A 17,280-nucleotide genomic window follows, 5' to 3' on the forward strand; every position below is an offset into this window, starting at 1 on the left:
GTGCTTGAAGTCGCTGACCGGCCGGAGGGCTGCGACAGGGTCCCGTCCTGGGTGCTCGAGGTTTCTGCCCGGCCTGAGGAGTCCTGCGTGGGGAGGTGACGCGGCCGCGACGGGGGCTGGGGTGCTCCGGTGTTGGGGCGGGCCTCGCGGCCGACGCTGGGCGGCTTGTCCGGGAAGCGCGTGGAGGCGCGGGGCGGGGGCGGTGAGGCGGACCCGGTGCGCTGAGGGGCGGTGGCACCGAAGACCGGGGCACCGAGGCTCGGGAAGCGAGGGCGGTCGTCACCGGACGGAGTCGCCCCGGCCGTGCTCCCGGGAGCGGTGGCCTCCGGTCCCCTGGCGGAGTCGGAGGACGGGCCCGGGGTTCGGGTCTCCCGCTCACCCTTCGGCGAATCCGTCGGCCGACGCTTCGGTGGATCCAGCGGCGAGTCCGTCGCCGAGTCCTCCGGCACGGCCGGGGGGTGTGACGGGCGGGGTGGCGTCGTGGGGCGTGGGGGGAAAAAGGCGCGTTGCGCTTCTGTGCTCATGCACCCCCCGTTTCCGCATGCCCGGGCCGCTCGTCTCACGCGGGCCGGTGTCGTCCTGCCCGAGCCCGGCACACAGTCGTCCCGGGCACACCTACCCGTACGGAGGGAGCGTCATCCCGGCGCGGATCCCCGGCCGGCGTCATCCGCCGTACGTGCGCGTCACTCTACGGCTTGTCCCTGGGCGAACGGGAACCAGTCCACAAGGCCGGGGCATCTGCCCGGAACGTCCCCCTACCCTGCGGTAATCCGGTCTGGCAGGCTGCGTTCATGACTGCGCGCGCCTCCGACCGGGCCCGTTACGACCGGGCCACCGCCCATCTCGACGCCCCTCTCGCGATCGTGGACCTCGAAGCCTTCGACGCCAACGCCGCCGACCTGGTGCGCCGCGCCGGGGGCAAGCCCGTCCGGGTAGCCAGCAAGTCCGTGCGCTGCCGGGCGCTGCTGGAGCGTGTCCTGGCCCGCGACGGCTTCGCGGGGATCATGTCGTTCACCCTGGCCGAGTCGCTGTGGCTGGCCCGCTCGGGGTTCGACGACGTGCTGCTGGCATACCCCTCCGCCGACCGTGCCGGGTACGCCGAACTGGCCGGGGATCCCAAGCTCGCCGCCGCCGTGACCGTCATGGTGGACGACGTCGCCCAGCTGGATCTGATCGACGCCTCCCGGGGTGGCGGGCGTGAAGTGGTGCGGGTGTGCCTGGAGTTGGACACCTCGCTGAAGCTGCTCGGCGGGCGGGTGCGGGTCGGGGCCCGGCGTTCGCCGCTGCACTCCCCCGCCGAGGTCGCCGAGGTGGCGCGGGCGGTCACCCGGCGGCCCGGCTTCGAGGTCGTGGGGATCATGGCGTACGAGGGCCATGTCGCCGGTGTCGGGGACGCGGTGGCGGGACGGCCGCTGCGGTCCCGCGCCATCCGGTTGATGCAGGCCGCCGCCAAGCGTGAACTGGCCGAGCGGCGTGCGGAGGTGGTGCGTGCGGTGCGGGCCGTCGTGCCGGGGCTGGAGTTCGTCAACGGCGGCGGTACCGGCTCGGTGCAGCACACGGCGGCCGAGGACGCGGTGACCGAGATCGCCGCCGGGTCCGGGCTGTACGTGCCGCGCCTGTTCGACAACTACACGTCGTTCAGCGGCCGTCCGTCGGCCCTGTTCGCCCAGCCCGTCGTACGGCGGCCCGGCGTGGGAGTCGTGACGGTCCTGGGCGGTGGGTATCCCGCCTCGGGTGCGGCCGGTGCCGACCGGTCGCCGGTGCCGTATCTGCCCGAGGGGCTGCGCTACGACCCTCAGGAGGGTGCCGGTGAGGTGCAGACGCCGCTGCTGGGCTCGCCCGCCGACGATCTGCTGATCGGTGACAAGGTGTGGTTCCGGCACGCGAAGGCAGGTGAGTTGTGCGAGCGGTTCGACCGGCTGCACCTGATCGAGGGCGACGCGGTGACCGCGACGGTGCCGACCTATCGCGGTGAGGGCCACACGTTCCTGTAGGGCCTGTGAGGCGTGGGCGTCAGTCCGTCGGGCCGATGCTGCTGCCCACGCCGCCGCCCGTGTCCGCGTCGCCGAAGGGCCGGATGCCCTTGGTGATGCGGTCCATGTCGGCGAGCGGCGGTCCGTCCTCGCCCGCGTCGAAGACGTACCGGACGAGGACCGGCGCCCCGGTGCCGACGCTGGAGGGGAAGACCAGCGACTGCACGTAGCCTCCGGGGCCGTTGCCGGTCCTGACGCGCCAGCGCACGAGGTATCCGGCGCGGCCCGCCACCGCCACCGGCCCGGACTTGACGACCTGGTGCGACTCCAGGCCGCCGTGGAGCTCGCGGCCGAGCCGGTCGCGGTCGTAGGCCTCGTCGGCCGCCTCGGAGATGTCGGCCTTGGCGAGGGCCTCGGGGGACTTCTCGTCGTTCTCGGTCACCGTGCGGGAGAAGACCATGCCGTGGCGGCACAGGCCCACGCCGCCGGGGCAGTCGTAGGTGCCGTCGGTTGTCATGACGACGTCGTCCTGGGCGACGTACTGCGGGCGGGCCCAGCCGTCGAGCAGCGGGAACGTGATGCCGTTGAGCTGGTCCTCGACGAGCGCGGGGTCGTCGGCGGACGGCTCCGACGTGGACGCCTCGGGGGTGGGTTCCGGCGGGTCGGTCGTGGCACGGGGTGCGGACGAGGGCGCCGTCCTGGTCTCCGTGCCGGAGTCGTCGCCCCCGCCGAGGGCGACGGCTCCGGTGACGATCGCCGCGACCAGGACGGCGCCGACGGCGGTCAGGGCGACCGCCTTCGTCCGGCCCGGGCCGCTGCCCGGCGGCGGGGCGGTGGGGGCCCCGGGCGCACCGCGGTGCTCGGTCCAGGCCCCGCCGTCCCACCAGCGCTGCTGGTGCGGGGCGTGCGGGTCGGGATACCAGCCGGGCGGCGGCGTCATGCTCATCCCGGCACTGTAGGGCGCGACCCGGACCGTCCGGGCACCCGCCTACAGGGGTGTGACGTACGCCCCCGCGATGCCGCCGTCGACCAGGAAGTCGGTGGCGTTCACGAACGAGGAGTCGTCGCTGGCGAGGAAGGCCACGGCGGCGGCGATCTCCTCGGCCTCGGCGAACCGGCCCAGCGGAATGTGCACCAGGCGGCGCGCGGCCCGCTCCGGGTCCTTGGCGAACAGCTCCTGGAGGAGCGGGGTGTTGACCGGGCCGGGGCACAGGGCGTTCACGCGGATGCCCTCGCGGGCGAACTGCACGCCCAGTTCACGGGACATGGCGAGGACGCCGCCCTTGGAGGCCGTGTACGAGATCTGGGAGGTCGCCGCGCCCATCCTGGCCACGAAGGACGCGGTGTTGATGATCGAGCCCCGGCCCTGGCGCCGCATGTAGGGGATGGCTGCCTTGCAGCACAGGTAGACGGAGGTGAGGTTGACCTCCTGGACGCGCTTCCAGGCCTCCAGGCCGGTCTCCAGGATGGAGTCGTCGTCGGGCGGGGAGATGCCGGCGTTGTTGAAGGCGATGTCGACGCTGCCGTAGGTGTCGTAAGCGGTCTTGAACAGGGCCTCGACCTGCTCGGGGTCGGTCACGTCGACCTTCACGAAGGTGCCGCCGACCTCCTCGGCGGCGGCCTTGCCGCGGGTGTCGTCGACGTCGCCGCAGACGACGTGGGCGCCCTCGGAGGCGAGGCGGCGGACGGCGGCGAGGCCGATGCCGCTGCCGGCTCCGGTGACGACGGCGGTGCGGCCGACCAGGCGGCGGCAGATGTTTTCCTGGGCAGTCACTGTGCGGGGCCCTCCGTGCTGATGAAGACGTTCTTGGTTTCGGTGAAGGCGGCCAGGGCGTCGGGGCCGAGCTCGCGGCCGACGCCGGACTGCTTGTAGCCGCCGAACGGGGTCCAGTAGCGGACGCTGGCATGGGAGTTGACGGACAGGTTGCCGGCGCGGACGGCCTGGGAGACGCGCAGGGCCCGGCCGACGTCGCGGGTCCAGATGGAGCCGGAGAGGCCGTAGGGGGTGCCGTTGGCCAGCCGGATCGCGTCCTGCTCGTCGGTGAAGGGCAGGAGGACGGCGACGGGGCCGAAGATCTCCTCGCAGGCCGCCGCCGAGTCGGGGCTCTCGCCGGTCAGGACGGTGGGCGGGAACCAGAAGCCCGGGCCATCGGGTGCGCTGCCGCGCAGAGCCTCGGCGGTGTCGGGCACGAAGCCGCGGACGCGGTCGAGCTGCTGCCGGGAGATCAGCGGGCCCATCTGGGTCTTCTCGTCGGCCGGGTCGCCCACCACGACCTCGGAGAGGGCGTCGGCGAGCAGGTCACGCACCTCGTCGTAGACGGACTCCTGGACCAGGACGCGGGTGCGGGCGCAGCAATCCTGGCCGGAGTTGTCCAGGAAGGAGAAGGGGTCGACGGCGGTAGTCAGGTCGGCGTCGGCGAAGACGATGTTGGGGCTCTTGCCGCCGAGTTCGAGGGTGACGGGCTTGACCTGTTCGGCGCCGAGGGCCGCGACGCGGGTCCCGGTCCGGGTCGAGCCGGTGAAGACGATCTTGGCGACGCCGGGGTGGCGCACCAGGGCGTCGCCCGTGATGTCACCGCGTCCCGGCAGCACCTGGAAGAGGTGCTCGGGGAGCCCGGCCTCCAAGGCGAGTTCGGCCAGGCGCAGCGCGGTGAGCGGGGTGGTCTCGGCGGGCTTGAGGAGGACGGCGTTGCCGGCCGCGAGGGCGGGGGCGGTGCCCCAGGCGGCGATCGGCATGGGGAAGTTCCAGGGCGCGATCACGCCGACGACGCCGAGCGGTTCGAGGATCGTGACGTTCAGGCCGCCCGGGACCGGGATCTGACGGCCGGTGAGCCGCTCCACTCCCCCGGCCGCGTAGTCCAGCAGGTCGCGGACGTTGCCGGCCTCCCAGCGGGCGTTGCCGATGAGGTGACCGGCCTCGCGGACCTCCAGGCGGGCCAGTTCCTCCAGGTGCTGGTCGACGGTGGCGGCGAAGCGGCGCAGCAGCCGGGCGCGGTCGGCGGGGGGCAGGGCGGCCCAGATCCGCTGGGCCCTGGCGGCGTGGGTGACGGCCGCGTCGACGTCGGCCGGGCTCGCCCCGGCGACGGCGGCGACGACCTCCTCGGTCGCGGGGTTCAGTACTTCCAGAAGGTGCTCGGAAGACAAGAGGGACCTCACATGCGTTCGAAGGAGCGGCGCAGCTCCCAGTCGGTCACCGCGGCGTCGTAGGCGTCCAGTTCGACGCGCGCCATGTTGCGGTAGTGCGCGACGACCTCGTCGCCGAAGGCGGCCCGGGCGATCGGGCTGCTCTCCCAGAGCTCGGCGGCCTCGCGCAGGGTGGTGGGGACGTGGTCGAGGTCGGCGGCGTAGGCGTTGCCGGGGCAGGGTTCGGGCAGCTCCAGTTTCTGCTCGATGCCGTGCAGTCCGGCCGCGACCAGTCCGGCGACGGCGAGGTAGGGGTTGACGTCGCCGCCGGGCAGACGGTTCTCGAAGCGCAGCGAGCGGCCGTGGCCGACCACGCGCAGCGCGCAGGTGCGGTTGTCGTGGCCCCAGGCGACGGCGGTCGGGGCGAAGGAGCCGGGCTGGAACCGCTTGTAGGAGTTGATGTTGGGGGCGTAGAGGAGGGAGAACTCGCGCAGGGCGGCGAGCTGGCCGGCGAGGAAGTGGCGCATGACGTCCGACATGCCGCCTTCGCCGTCCCCGGCCATGGCGTTGTTGCCGTCGGCGTCGGCGAGCGAGAGGTGGATGTGGCATGAATTGCCCTCGCGCTCGTTGTACTTGGCCATGAAGGTGATCGACATGCCCTCCTGGGAGGCGATCTCCTTGGCGCCGGTCTTGTACACGGAGTGCTGGTCGCAGGTGACCAGGGCCTCGTCGTAGCGGAAGGCGATCTCGTGCTGGCCGGGGTTGCACTCGCCCTTGGCGGACTCGACGGTGAGGCCGGCGCCCGCCATCTCGTTGCGGATGCGGCGCAGCAGGGGCTCGATGCGGCCGGTGCCGAGGACCGAGTAGTCGATGTTGTACTGGTTGGCGGGGGTGAGGCCCTTGTAGCCGGCGTCCCAGGCCTGTTCGTAGGTGTCCTTGAAGACGATGAACTCCAGCTCCGTGCCGACCTGGGCGGTGTAGCCGAGCTCGGCGAGGCGCTCCAGCTGGCGGCGCAGGATCTGGCGGGGGGCGGCGACGACCGGGGAGCCGTCGCTCCAGGCGAGGTCGGCGTGGAGCATGGCCGTGCCCGCGTTCCAGGGGACGCGGCGCAGGGTGGTGAGGTCGGGGTGCATGGCGAAGTCGCCGTAGCCGCGGTCCCAGGAGGACATCGCGTAGCCGTCGACGGTGTTCATCTCGGTGTCGACGGCGAGCAGGTAGTTGCAGCCCTCGGTGCCGTGCCGGAGGACCTCGTCGAGGAAGAAGCGTGCGGCGAACCGCTTGCCCTGGAGCCGCCCCTGCATATCGGGGAAGGCCAGGACGACAGTGTCGATCTCACCGCCGGCGACGAGGGTGTGCAGCTCCTCGACGCTCAGCGGGGGTGTGCGGTCTGCCACGGGAAGGCCTCCTAGGCTCCTTGGATCCGCTGCCATGGATCCGCCGGGAGCCATAAGGTATTGCCGAGAACCATTGCTTGGGAAGGGGGTACGGCCACATGCCGGAGGAAGCTGGGGGCGGCGAGGTACGGGACGGGCTGACGCCGGTGCTGCGGCCGGTGCGCGCGGGCAACGGCTTCGAGGAGGCTCTGGAGCAGATCCTGCAAGTCGTACGGCTGGGTCTGGTGCCGGGGGGCGAGCGGCTGCCGGCCGAGCGGGAGCTGGCGGAGCGGCTGGGGATCAGCCGGGTGACGCTGCGCGAGGTGCTGAAGGTGCTCCAGGACCAGGGCCTGGTCGAGTCGCGGCGCGGCCGGTACGGCGGCACGTTCGTGCTGCCGCGCGCCGACGCGGTCGGCGAGGACGAGCTGCGGCGCCGGGTCGCCGAGGTCGACATCGAGGACGTGTTGCGGTTCCGGGAGGTGCTGGAGGTGGGCGCGGCCGGGCTGTGCGCGGCGCACGGCTTGGCCGGGAAGCAGGCGGACCGGCTCCGTGAGGCCCTGGCGCGTACGCACGACGCGCCGCTCGCCGAGTACCGCCGGCTGGACACGCTGCTGCACCTGACGATCGCCGAGTTGTCCGGCTCCCCGACGCTCACCGCCCAGTACGCGGCTGTCCGTGCGAAGGTCAACGACCTGCTCGACTGCATCCCGCTGCTGGTGCGCAACCTGGAGCACTCCCAGCGGCAGCACACCGCCCTGGTGGAGGCCGTGATCGAGGGCGAGGCCGACCAGGCGCGGGAGATCATGCGCGAGCACTGCGGGGGCACGGCGGCGCTGCTGCGGGGCTTCCTCGGCTGAGGGGGCGGTGTTTCGGCGCGGTGTCTCGGCGCGGTGAGGATTTACGGGCGATTCACGCACGGGTCTTGCCATCCTCGGTCGGCACCGCAAAGGTATGGCTCCATTCCATTGAGTCGGAGCCCACTCGATCCCGTGACCGCCGCCGCCCCGTCGGGAGTCTGCCCATGCCCCAGGAACCCACCGTCACCCCCGCCGCCCCCGAGGGCGACGACTATCTGGAACGCAGAGCGCTGCGCCGTGGCAGCGCCGGCTGGGTGCTGCTCACCGGCCTCGGTGTCGCCTACGTCGTCTCCGGCGACTACTCGGGCTGGAACTTCGGCCTGGCCGAAGGCGGCTTCGGGGGCCTGGCGATCGCCATGGTGCTCATGGGCGCGATGTACGCGTGCATGGTCTTCGCGCTCGCCGAGCTGTCGTCGATCCTGCCCACGGCGGGCGGCGGCTACGGCTTCGCCCGGCGGGCACTCGGCCCCTGGGGCGGCTTCCTGACCGGCACGGCGATCCTGATCGAGTACGTCCTCGCACCCGCAGCCATCGTCATCTTCATCGGCGACTACGTCGAGTCGCTCGGCCTGTTCGGCCTGGAGTCCGGCTGGCCGGTGTACCTGGTCTGCTTCGTGATTTTCCTCGGTATCCACCTGTGGGGCGTGGGCGAGGCGCTGCGCTTCAGCTTCGTCGTCACCGGCATCGCCGTGGTGGCCCTGATCGTGTTCGCGCTGGCGGCGCTGCCCGAGTTCTCCTTCGCGTCCCTGGACGACATCCCGGTCGACGCCTCCGCCTCGGGGTCGAGCTCCTGGCTGCCCTTCGGCCTGCTCGGCATCTGGGCCGCGTTCCCCTTCGGCATGTGGTTCTTCCTCGGTGTCGAGGGCGTGCCGCTGGCCGCCGAGGAGACCAAGGACCCGGCCCGTACGCTCCCGAAGGCGATCCGCTGGTCGATGGGCATCCTGGTGGTGCTTGCGGTGGTCACCTTCTTCGCGGCGGCCGGGGCGCGCGGTTCCGCTGCCGTCCAGGAGGCGGGCAACCCGCTGGTCGAGGCACTCCAGCCGAACGGCGAGGCGACGACCCTCAGCCGGATCGTGAACTACGCGGGCCTCGCGGGACTGGTGGCGTCGTTCTTCTCCCTGATCTACGCGGGCTCGCGCCAGCTGTTCGCCCTGTCCCGCGCGGGTTACCTGCCCCGGTTCCTGTCGCTCACCAGCCGCCGCAAGGCGCCCTACCTGGGCCTGCTGGTGCCCGGCACGATCGGTTTCCTGCTGGCGGCGATCTCCGGCAACGGCGCGCGGATGCTGAACATCGCCGTCTTCGGCGCGACCATCTCCTACGCGCTGATGTCCCTGTCGCACATCGTGCTGCGCCGCAGGGAGCCGGAGCTGGAGCGGCCGTACCGCACGCCGGGCGGGGTGCTGACGTCGTCGGTCGCGCTGGTGCTGGCGTGCGCCGCGCTGGTGGCGACGTTCCTGGTGGACGTGACGGCGGCGCTGATCGCCCTCCTGGTGTACGGCGTGGCCGTCGCCTACTTCGGCCTGTACAGCCGCAAGCACCTGGTGGCGAAGGCGCCGGAGGAGGAGTTCGCGGCGCTGGCGGCCGCCGAGGCAGAGTTGGCAAGGGACTGAGTCGTCCGAGCGTGAGGGAGTCGTCGTGACCAGGCCGTTGATCGGTGTCAGCACCTACCTGGAGTCCGGTGCGCGCTGGGGCGTGTGGGAGCTGGAGGCCGCGTTGCTGCCGGTCGGCTATCCGCGGCTGGTACAGCGGGCGGGCGGCCTGGCCGCGATGCTGCCGCCGGACGACCCCCGGCACGCCGCGGCTGCCGTGGCCCGGCTGGACGGGCTGGTCATCGCGGGCGGTCCGGACGTGGAACCGGTGCGGTACGGGGCCGAGCGCGAACCGCGGACGGGCCCGCCGGCACCGGAGCGGGACGCGTGGGAGCTGGCCCTGATCGAGGCCGCACTGGCGGCGGGGCTGCCGCTGCTGGGGATCTGCCGCGGCATGCAGCTGCTGAACGTCGCCCTCGGGGGGACGCTGCTGCAGCACATCGAGGGGCACGCGGAGGTGGTGGGGGTCTTCGGCGGACACGCGGTGAAGCCGGTGCCGGGGAGTCTGTACGCCGGTGTGGTGCCGGAGGAGACGTTCGTGCCGACGTACCACCACCAGGCCGTGGACCGCCTGGGCGAGGGCCTGGTCCCGTCGGCGTACGCGGCGGACGGCACGGTGGAGGCGGTGGAACTGCCGTCGGCCGGCTGGGTGCTGGGGGTGCAGTGGCATCCGGAGATGGGGGAGGACGTGCGGGTGATGGGGGCGTTGGTGGAGGCGGCGACGAGGCGCTGAACCCCAGGGGGCTCCGCCCCCTGGACCCCCTGCCTTTGCCCACCCACCACCCGAAGCAGTCAGTCGAGAAGCCGGGCTCGACGAACTCAACCCGTCCGGCGTCCGAGAACGAGGCCGTTCAGGCCGAAGCGGGGGTCTGGGAGCGCAGCCCCCGGCAGGGTCGAACTCAGCCCCTCCGGCGTCCGAGAGCAAGGCCATTCAGGCCGAAGCGGGGGGCTGGGGGCGCAGCTCCCGGCGGGGTCGAACTCAGCCCCTCCGGCGTCCGAGAACGAGGCCATTCAGGCCGAAGCAGGGGTCTGGGAGCGCAGCCCCCGGCGGGGTCGAACTCAGCCCGTCCGGCGTTCGAGAACGAGGCCATTCAGGCCGAAGCAGGGGTCTGGGAGCGCAGCCCCCGGCAGGGTCGAACTCAGCCCCTCCGGCGTTCGAGAACGAGGCCATTCAGGCCGAAGCAGGGGTCTGGGAGCGCAGCCCCCGGCAGGGTCGAACTCAGCCCCTCCGGCGTCCGAGAGCAAGGCCATTCAGGCCGAAGCGGGGGGCTGGGGGCGCAGCCCCCGGCGGGGTCGAAGGGGCAGCGCCCCTGGTGATGGGACGGGTAGGGGCGGCGGGGGCGAGGAACTAGCCCCGCGTCAGCGACAGCAGGTCCCTGGCCGGTCCCGTAGGGCGGTGCCCCGTCGGCCACACCGCCCTCAGGTCCCTCGTCAGGGCGACCCCCTCCACCGGCACCGGCACCAGCCGCCGCATCGCCAGCTCCTCCCCCACCGCCAGTTCGCTCAGCACCGCCGGGCCCGCACCGCTCACCGCCGCCGCCTTGACCGCCGTCGTGGACGACAACTCGATCAGCGGCCGGGCCAGCCCGCCCAGCGCCGCGTCCAGCACCTGCCGCGTCCCCGACCCCTTCTCGCGGAGGATCAACGGCGTCGACGCCAGCTCCCCCGCGGCCAGCGACCGGCGCCGCCGGGCCCACGCGTGCCCCGGCGCGGTCACCACTATCAGCCGGTCATGGGCGATCACCGCCGAGTCGAGTCCGGCCGGCACCGACAGCCCCTCCACGAAGCCCAGATCCGCCTCGTCCGACAGCAGTCGCTCCGCCACCACCGTCGAGTTCCCCGCGTGCAGCGACACCGCCGTGTCGGGCCGCTGCGCGCGCAGCGCGAGCAGCCAGCCGGGCAGCAGATACTCCGCGATCGTCATGCTCGCGGCCACCCGCAGCCGGGAGTCGCGGCGGACACGCAGCGCCTGCGCCCCCACGTCGAACGCCTCCGCCGCCGCCACGATCCGCCGCGCCCAGTCCGTCACCAGGGCCCCGGCGTCCGTGAGCCGGGACCCGCGCGGCGACCGGTCGACCAGCGCCACACCGAGCTGCCGCTCCATCGACCGGATGCGGCTGCTGGCCGCGGGCTGGGTGATGCCGAGTTCCCGCGCCGCACCGCCGAGACTGCCCAGCCGCGCCACCGCCAGCAGCAGCTCCAGGGCGCCCAGATCCGGCACCCGGTGCGCCAGGGGCCCGGCGACCCCCGGCCCGGCCTGCTCATCCGTGTTGCTCATAAACCCAGCTTATGTCGCCATAGGAGCATGGTCCCTGGTGGTGCGCCGCGCCCGAAACCATCGTGGAGTCATGGTCACCGCAGCCCGGCCCCTCGTGTACCCGCTCTCCGTCCGTCATCTCGCACCCAACTGGTACGCCACCGTGATGGGCACCGCAGTCGTCGCCACCGCCGGGGCCGCCCTCGCACCGCACGTTCCGGGGCTGCGCGGTGTGCTCACCGGGATGTGGGCCCTCTCCCTCGTCCTGCTCCTGGCACTGCTCACCGGCCGGGCCGTGCACTGGGTCCGGCACCGAGACCAGGCCCGCGCCCACCTCCTCGACCCGGCGACGGCACCCTTCTACGGCTGCCTCGCCATGGCCCTGCTGGCCGTGGGCGGGGGCGCCCTCACCGTCGGCCGGGACCTGATCGGCCTGCGGACGGCCGTCGCCCTCGACGCGGTGCTGTTCACCGCGGGCACGCTGATCGGTCTCGCCGCGGCCGTCGCGGTGCCGTATCTGATGGCCGTACGGCATCGGGTCGAGCCGGGGCAGGCCACACCGGTCTGGCTGCTGCCGCTCGTCGCGCCCATGGTGTCGGCCGCCGTCGGGCCGCAGCTGGTGCCGCATCTGCCGCCCGGTCAGGCCCGGCGGACGTTGCTCCTCGTCTGCCTCGCGCTGTTCGGGCTCAGCCTGCTCGCGACCCTGGTCATGCTGCCGCTGGTCTTCGCCCGGACGCTCATCGGCGGGCCGCTGCCCCTCGCCCTCACCCCGACCCTGTTCCTGGTGCTCGGCCCGCTCGGGCAGTCCACCACCGCCGTCGGCGCCTTCGCGGACGTCGCACCCGGGGTCGTACCGGAGCCGTACAGCGCGGGATTCGGGGTCCTCGCCGTGCTCTACGGCGTGCCCGTGATGGGGTTCGCGCTGCTGTGGGCCTGTCTGGCCGCAGCCCATGTGCTGCGCGCCCGGCGGCACGGGATGCGGTTCTCGATGACCTGGTGGTCGTTCACCTTCCCGGTCGGGACCTGTGTCACGGGCACCGAGGCGCTGGGCCGGCACACCGGCCTCGTCGCCTATGCGGGTCCGGCGGTGGTGCTGTACGCGGTGCTGGTCGTGGCGTGGGGGACGGCCGTCTTCGGCACCTTGCGCGGGCTGCTCAGGGGCGAACTGCTCGCAACGCCCGCTCCAGTACCCGCGGCGCCTCGGCCAGTGACGGTCCGTACCACGTCAGGTGCCGTCCGCTGACGAGCGCGCAGGGCAGGCCGGGGAAGGCCTCGGGGCCGTCGTCCGCGGTGAAACGGTACGGCTCGTCCGGCAGCACCACCAGGTCCGGTGCCGCGGCGCGGAGTTCCTCCAGCGGGACGCGCGGGTAGCGGTCCGGGTGCGTCGCGTGCACGTGGCCCACGCCGAGGCGGGCGAGGACGTCCCCCGCGAAGGTGTCACGGCCGAGGACCATCCACGGGCGACGCCAGATCGGCACGACGGCCGTCAGCCGCGTCCCGGGCTCCGGCAGGGCCGCCCAGGTCTCCTCCGCGTCGTCCAGCCAGCGCGGGCGGGAGGTGACCCCGCAGGCGTCCAGGACCCTGGCCAGTTCCCGGAAGGCCTGCGGCACGTCGCGGATCTCCGTCACCAGGACCTCGACGCCCGCCGCGCGCAGAGCCGCCAGGTCGGGTGCGCGGTTCTCCTCCTCGTTGGCGATCACGAGATCGGGCGCGAGGGAGAGGATCCGGTCGGTCTTCGGGTTCTTGGTGCCGCCGACGCGCACGACGTCCAGGTCCGGGGGGTGTGTGCACCAGTCGGTGGCGCCGGCCAGGGTTCCCGGCGCGGACCGGGCCACGGCCTCGGTCAGGGAGGGGACCAGCGAGACGACCCTCACCGGCGTGGCCGGTCCCGGACCGCCTCGATGTGCTCCGCCACGGCGACGACGATCACGCGGGTGTCCGACTCCGCCGCCCGCCAGCGATGCCGAACCCCGCCGGTCAGATACAGCGTGTCGCCACGGCCCAGGCGGTAGGCGCGGCCTTCCGCCTCGATCTCCACAGCACCGTCGGCGACGTACATCAACTGGTCGTTGCGATACTGGAATTCACGGCCGGCGTCATGGTCGCCGGTGAACTCGGAGGCGTGCATCTGGTGGTGGCCGCGGACCAGGGACCGGGACCGGGGCAGGGGCTGCGGCTCGCTGTCGTCGCCACGGACGACGTCCACGCTGCACGCGGGGTCGGCCGCGGCGAGGAGTTCCACGGCGGTGGTGCGCAGGGCGTCGGCGACCTTCTCCAGGGAGCTGGTGCTGGGCCGTGCCCGGTCGTTCTCGATCTGGCTCAGGAACGGGACCGACAGACCGCTGCGCGCGGCCACGACGGCGAGGGTGAGCTCCAGGGCGCGGCGCCGCCGGCGCACGGCCGCGCCCACCCGAAGGGGCTGCTCTTTGTGGTCGCCCATCGCTCCGGCTCCCTCCTTCGCCCGTCGATCCGCTCCCCGTGCGGCGGTGTCCCCGCGCACTGCTTCTGTTGAGTTGTCTGCACCCTACGCATGTTCGGCAAACCGTTTCAGGCGGCCGTCACATCGCTGCCATACGGGACAGCGCGACACCTCACATTTCGCGCCAGGCGATCCGCCGCCGAAGGGGACGGGCAGGTCGCCCGCCCGCTGGGGCAACAGGCGGAGAGAGGGGGTTCTGGGGGTGGCGTAGCGCTCTGTGGTTGTCCGGATCCCGCTCGTGGGATCGGTTCCGGGGTGGGACGCGGCGTGTCGCGCGTCCCACCCCGGAACCCTACTGCGGAGTCATCCTCCGCACCATGTCCGGGTGCCGCCGGAGCCAGTCGGCCACGGCCTCCCCTCCTCATGACCGTGGCAGCGGTCCTTGATCTCGCTCTCGAGGCTGCCGAGCTCGTCCTCGCTCATCGTGAAGTTCTTGATCCACTTCGTGAGCTGCGGGTACCCCTCGGGGAACCTCTCGTGGGAGATGGTGCGGATCGTGTTGTCCTCGCCGAAGGCCTTCTTCGGGTCCTTCAGCCTGGTCAGTTCGTAGTCGCTGTACGCCCAGTGCGGCGACCAGAGGGTGACGGCCACCGGCTCCTTCTTCGCGTAGGCGCGCTTCAGCTCGGCCAGCATCGCGGGCGTGGAGCCGTCGACGACCTCGCACTCCTTGTCCAGGCCGTAGCCGGGCAGGACCTTGTTCTTGAGCAGATCCATCTCGCCGGTGCCCGGTTCGATGCCGATGATCTTGCCGTCGAAGGTGCCGGACTTGCCCAGAGCGGGACAGGGCGCAACAGTTGAATACGCAATCAGCCTCGGTCCGGGGCGGCCCCCCCCTGATCCCGGAGTGCACACGGAAGAGTGGGACGCTCCGCAGCGGACGCGCAGAGCGCAACGCGTTGCGCTGTGCCGAGGGGCGGTCGGTGCGGTACGGCATGATGCGTGGCGTGACCGGACGACTGATGCTCCTCGACACCGCTTCCCTGTACTTCCGCGCCTACTTCGGCGTCCCGGACTCGGTCCGGGCCCCGGACGGCACCCCGGTGAACGCCGTGCGCGGACTGCTCGACTTCATCGACCGATTGGTCAAGGACCACCGGCCGGACCTTCTGGTGGCGTGCATGGACGCCGACTGGCGGCCGCAGTGGCGGGTGGAGCTGATCCCGTCCTACAAGGCCCACCGCGTCGCCGAGGAGCACGCGGTCGGCCCGGACGAGGAGGAGGTGCCCGACACGCTGTCGCCGCAGGTTCCGGTGATCGAGGCGGTGCTGGACGCGGTGGGCATCGCGCGCGTGGGCGTCGCCGGGTACGAGGCGGACGACGTGATCGGCACGTTCACCGCCCGGGCGAAGGGCCCGGTCGACATCGTGACGGGCGACCGCGACCTCTACCAGCTGGTGGACGACGCGCGGGGCGTGCGCGTGCTGTACCCGCTGAAGGGCGTGGGCACGCTGCAGCACACCGATGAGGCGGTGCTGCGTGAGAAGTATGGGGTCGACGGCAGCGGGTACGCGGATCTGGCCCTGCTGCGCGGCGACCCCAGCGACGGCCTGCCGGGCGTGCCGGGCATCGGCGAGAAGACGGCCGCCAAGCTGCTGGCCCAGTTCGGGGACCTTGCCGGGATCATGGCGGCGATCGAGGACCGGGGGTCGAAGCTGACGCCGACACAGCGCAGGCGGCTCGACGAGGCACGTCCCTACCTGGCGGTCGCCCCGAAGGTGGTCCGGGTCGCGGAGGACGTACCCCTGCCGGACGTCTCCACGGCGCTGCCGCGCACCCCGCGCGACCCGGCGGCCCTGGAGGCCCTGGCGGCCCGCTGGGGACTGGGCGGATCCCTGGAGCGGCTGCTGACGACGCTCGCGGCCTGATCCCTTCGACAAGGATTCGTAAGAGAACGACGTGACCTCCCCGCACGAGAGGTGTGAAGTGAGAACAAGGTGCTAACTTAGGTAACCCTAACTATGTGAGACAGGGAGGTCCTCATGGCAGAGCGACCGGGACGCCAGCCGCGCAGACTCCACTCCGCGCAGGTCGTCCGCACCGAGCGGCTGACCCCGCACATGCAGCGCGTGGTGCTCGGCGGCGAGGGCCTCGCCGACTTCGCGGCCGGCACGTGCACCGACCACTATGTGAAGCTGCTGTTCCCGCCGGTGGGCGTCACCTATCCGGAGCCCTTCGACCTGGAACGCGTGCGTGCCGAGCTGCCGCGCGAGCAGTGGCCGGTGACCCGGACCTACACGGTCCGCCAGTGGGACGCCGAGCACCGCGAACTGACGCTGGACTTCGTCATCCACGGTGACGAGGGCCTGGCCGGTCCGTGGGCCGTGCGGGTCCGGCCGGGCGAGACCGTGCGCTTCATGGGACCCGGTGGGGCCTACGCGCCCGACCCCGGCGCCGACTGGCATCTGCTCGTCGGGGACGAGAGCGCGCTGCCCGCGATCGCCTGCGCTCTGGAGGCGCTGCCACGCGGCGCCCGGGCCCACGCCTTCGTGGAGATCTCCGGCCCCGAGGAGGAGCAGAAGATCGATGCGGACGTGGAGGTCGTCTGGCTGCACCGCGGGGCCCGGCCCCGCGGCGAGGCGCTGGTCGACGCCGTGCGGGAGCTGGAGTTCCCCGAGGGCCGTGTGCACGCCTTCGTCCACGGCGAGGCACACTTCGTCAAGCAGCTGCGCCATCTGCTCCGCGTCGAGCGCCAGGTCCCGCGCGAGGCCCTCTCGATCTCCGGGTACTGGCGCCGCGGCCACAACGAGGACGGCTGGCAGGCGTCGAAGCGCGAGTGGAACGCCAGGATCGAGGCGGAGCAGGAGAGCGTGTCGGCGGCCTGAGGCCGCCCCGCCCACCACGGCTCCCCGCTCGGCCGCCGCGCCGCCGCCAAGCCGCGCGCCGCCCAGGACGCCGCCTCGGCCCCCGCCGGACGCCCCCTCGGTTCCCCGCCCGACGCCACCTCGTTCCCCCGCGCCGGACGCCGCCTCGTTCCCCCGCCCGACGCCATCTCAGTCCCCCCGCCCGACGCCGCCTCGTTCCCCCGCCCGACGCCATCTCAGTCCCCCCGCACCCGGGCGTGCAGATGCATGTCGTGCCATCCGTCCGGCTGCATGATCGCACTGCGCTTGGTGCCCTCCAGGCCGAAGCCGGTCCTGGCGGCGACGCGGCAGGACGCCTCGTTGCGCACGGCGTGCAGGAGCTCCAGACGGTGGAATCCGGTCTCGTCGAAGGCCCAGTGGGTGAGCGCGGTGGTGGCGCGGGCGGCCACGCCCCGGCCCCGGGCCTCCGGGACGGTCCAGTACGCCACCTCGGCCGTCCCGTCGTCGAGCCGGAGTTCGCGCAGCGCCACCCGGCCCAGCAGCGCGCCGGACGCCGCGTCGGCCACGGCCCAGTGCGCCTCCCGCTCCCCCTCCCACGCCTGATGCCACGTGCGGATCCAGTCACCCACCTCCGCCACCGAGTCCGCGGACCGGGCGTGCCACTGGTGCATCAACGGGTCCTGGAAGACCTCGTACACCGCGGGCGCGTCCCCCTCCCGCCAGGGACGCAGGACGAGTCCGTCGTCGGCGGGGAGAGTCGGTTGGGGGCTGCCCGCGAGGGCCCCGGCGGCGAGGACAGGGCTGATGAGAAACGGCATGCCCGCATCC

At 72.8% G+C, this 17,280-nt stretch carries 15 protein-coding genes and 1 pseudogene; 7 read left to right on the forward strand and 9 right to left on the reverse strand.

All coding sequences use genetic code 11. The features are described 5' to 3' along the window. Positions 1–791 precede the first annotated feature (791 nt). A complete protein-coding gene (locus ACFY5B_RS14680) occupies positions 792–1,994 on the forward strand; it encodes an amino acid deaminase/aldolase (protein WP_389968877.1) in 1,203 nt (400 codons plus the stop codon). Positions 1,995–2,013: 19 nt separating this feature from the next. Here ACFY5B_RS14680 and ACFY5B_RS14685 read toward each other — a convergent pair whose 3' ends face one another. The 4 genes from ACFY5B_RS14685 to ACFY5B_RS14700 are packed head-to-tail and all read right to left on the reverse strand — an operon-like array spanning position 2,014 to position 6,490. Next, a complete protein-coding gene (locus tag ACFY5B_RS14685) occupies positions 2,014–2,913 on the reverse strand; it encodes a DUF2510 domain-containing protein (RefSeq protein ID WP_389969198.1) in 900 nt (299 codons plus the stop codon). A 48-nt stretch (positions 2,914–2,961) separates the two neighbouring features. Then, the gene (locus ACFY5B_RS14690) at positions 2,962–3,747 is read right to left on the reverse strand and encodes a 3-oxoacyl-ACP reductase (RefSeq protein ID WP_389968879.1); all 786 of its coding nucleotides are present in this window, start codon (positions 3,745–3,747) and stop codon (positions 2,962–2,964) included. Next, positions 3,744–5,117, reverse strand: a complete 1,374-nt coding sequence (locus tag ACFY5B_RS14695) for an aldehyde dehydrogenase family protein (protein ID WP_389968881.1) — start codon at positions 5,115–5,117, stop codon at positions 3,744–3,746. The genes ACFY5B_RS14690 and ACFY5B_RS14695 overlap by 4 nt, the downstream gene beginning before the upstream one ends. Positions 5,118–5,125: 8 nt before the next feature. Continuing rightward, entirely contained in the window at positions 5,126–6,490 is a 1,365-nt protein-coding gene (locus ACFY5B_RS14700; RefSeq protein WP_389968883.1) for a glutamine synthetase family protein, read from the reverse strand. A gap of 98 nt (positions 6,491–6,588) precedes the next feature. Between ACFY5B_RS14700 and ACFY5B_RS14705 the strand changes: the two genes are divergently transcribed. From ACFY5B_RS14705 to ACFY5B_RS14715, 3 genes are all read left to right on the forward strand, one after another. Further along, on the forward strand, positions 6,589–7,326 hold the full coding sequence (locus tag ACFY5B_RS14705; protein WP_389968885.1) for a FadR/GntR family transcriptional regulator: 738 nt from the start codon (positions 6,589–6,591) through the stop codon (positions 7,324–7,326). Positions 7,327–7,490: 164 nt separating this feature from the next. Further along, positions 7,491–8,936, forward strand: coding sequence for an ethanolamine permease (eat, locus tag ACFY5B_RS14710; RefSeq protein ID WP_389968887.1), 1,446 nt, complete (start codon positions 7,491–7,493; stop codon positions 8,934–8,936). Between the two features lie 37 nt (positions 8,937–8,973). Beyond that, entirely contained in the window at positions 8,974–9,648 is a 675-nt protein-coding gene (locus ACFY5B_RS14715) for a gamma-glutamyl-gamma-aminobutyrate hydrolase family protein (RefSeq protein WP_389969200.1), read from the forward strand. Positions 9,649–10,263: 615 nt separating this feature from the next. On the opposite strand, the gene ACFY5B_RS14720 is transcribed toward ACFY5B_RS14715, so the two are convergent. Next, a complete protein-coding gene (locus ACFY5B_RS14720; protein ID WP_389968889.1) occupies positions 10,264–11,193 on the reverse strand; it encodes a LysR family transcriptional regulator in 930 nt (309 codons plus the stop codon). A 70-nt stretch (positions 11,194–11,263) separates the two neighbouring features. Here ACFY5B_RS14720 and ACFY5B_RS14725 point away from each other — a divergent pair, with 70 nt between their 5' ends. Then, positions 11,264–12,415, forward strand: coding sequence for a TDT family transporter (locus ACFY5B_RS14725; protein ID WP_389968891.1), 1,152 nt, complete (start codon positions 11,264–11,266; stop codon positions 12,413–12,415). Here ACFY5B_RS14725 and ACFY5B_RS14730 read toward each other — a convergent pair. The 3 genes and pseudogenes from ACFY5B_RS14730 to ACFY5B_RS14740 form a co-directional block, all read right to left on the reverse strand. Further along, on the reverse strand, positions 12,327–13,046 hold the full coding sequence (locus tag ACFY5B_RS14730; RefSeq protein WP_389968892.1) for a helical backbone metal receptor: 720 nt from the start codon (positions 13,044–13,046) through the stop codon (positions 12,327–12,329). The genes ACFY5B_RS14725 and ACFY5B_RS14730 overlap by 89 nt on opposite strands. After that, entirely contained in the window at positions 13,043–13,612 is a 570-nt protein-coding gene (locus ACFY5B_RS14735; RefSeq protein WP_389968894.1) for a helix-turn-helix domain-containing protein, read from the reverse strand. Before ACFY5B_RS14735 ends, ACFY5B_RS14730 begins: the two co-directional genes overlap by 4 nt. A gap of 331 nt (positions 13,613–13,943) precedes the next feature. Beyond that, positions 13,944–14,422, reverse strand: a pseudogene (locus tag ACFY5B_RS14740) (glycine betaine ABC transporter substrate-binding protein); the annotation flags it as partial. 164 nt (positions 14,423–14,586) lie between these two features. Between ACFY5B_RS14740 and ACFY5B_RS14745 the strand changes: the two are divergent. Further along, positions 14,587–15,516: a 5'-3' exonuclease H3TH domain-containing protein gene (locus tag ACFY5B_RS14745; protein ID WP_389969202.1), complete on the forward strand. Its 930-nt coding sequence runs from the start codon at positions 14,587–14,589 to the stop codon at positions 15,514–15,516. 114 nt (positions 15,517–15,630) lie between these two features. Next, complete coding sequence (locus ACFY5B_RS14750; RefSeq protein WP_389968896.1) at positions 15,631–16,473, forward strand: siderophore-interacting protein; 843 nt, start codon at positions 15,631–15,633, stop codon at positions 16,471–16,473. A gap of 215 nt (positions 16,474–16,688) precedes the next feature. Here the strand turns inward: ACFY5B_RS14750 and ACFY5B_RS14755 are convergent, their stop codons facing one another. Next, on the reverse strand, positions 16,689–17,270 hold the full coding sequence (locus ACFY5B_RS14755) for a GNAT family N-acetyltransferase (RefSeq protein ID WP_389968898.1): 582 nt from the start codon (positions 17,268–17,270) through the stop codon (positions 16,689–16,691). Positions 17,271–17,280 lie beyond the last annotated feature (10 nt).

The sequence above is a fragment of the Streptomyces sp. NPDC013187 genome, assembly GCF_042899705.1.
Lineage (GTDB): Bacteria > Actinomycetota > Actinomycetes > Streptomycetales > Streptomycetaceae > Streptomyces > Streptomyces hawaiiensis_A.

Coding starts and splice junctions, on each gene's coding strand:
- ACFY5B_RS14680 (WP_389968877.1), top strand. CDS start 792: ATGACTGCGCGCGCCTCCGACCGGGCCCGTTACGACCGGGCCACCGCC.
- ACFY5B_RS14685 (WP_389969198.1), bottom strand. CDS start 2,913: ATGACGCCGCCGCCCGGCTGGTATCCCGACCCGCACGCCCCGCACCAG.
- ACFY5B_RS14755 (WP_389968898.1), bottom strand. CDS start 17,270: ATGCCGTTTCTCATCAGCCCTGTCCTCGCCGCCGGGGCCCTCGCGGGC.
- ACFY5B_RS14745 (WP_389969202.1), top strand. CDS start 14,587: ATGCGTGGCGTGACCGGACGACTGATGCTCCTCGACACCGCTTCCCTG.
- ACFY5B_RS14720 (WP_389968889.1), bottom strand. CDS start 11,193: ATGAGCAACACGGATGAGCAGGCCGGGCCGGGGGTCGCCGGGCCCCTG.
- eat (WP_389968887.1), top strand. CDS start 7,491: ATGCCCCAGGAACCCACCGTCACCCCCGCCGCCCCCGAGGGCGACGAC.
- ACFY5B_RS14725 (WP_389968891.1), top strand. CDS start 11,264: ATGGTCACCGCAGCCCGGCCCCTCGTGTACCCGCTCTCCGTCCGTCAT.
- ACFY5B_RS14735 (WP_389968894.1), bottom strand. CDS start 13,612: ATGGGCGACCACAAAGAGCAGCCCCTTCGGGTGGGCGCGGCCGTGCGC.
- ACFY5B_RS14750 (WP_389968896.1), top strand. CDS start 15,631: ATGGCAGAGCGACCGGGACGCCAGCCGCGCAGACTCCACTCCGCGCAG.
- ACFY5B_RS14705 (WP_389968885.1), top strand. CDS start 6,589: ATGCCGGAGGAAGCTGGGGGCGGCGAGGTACGGGACGGGCTGACGCCG.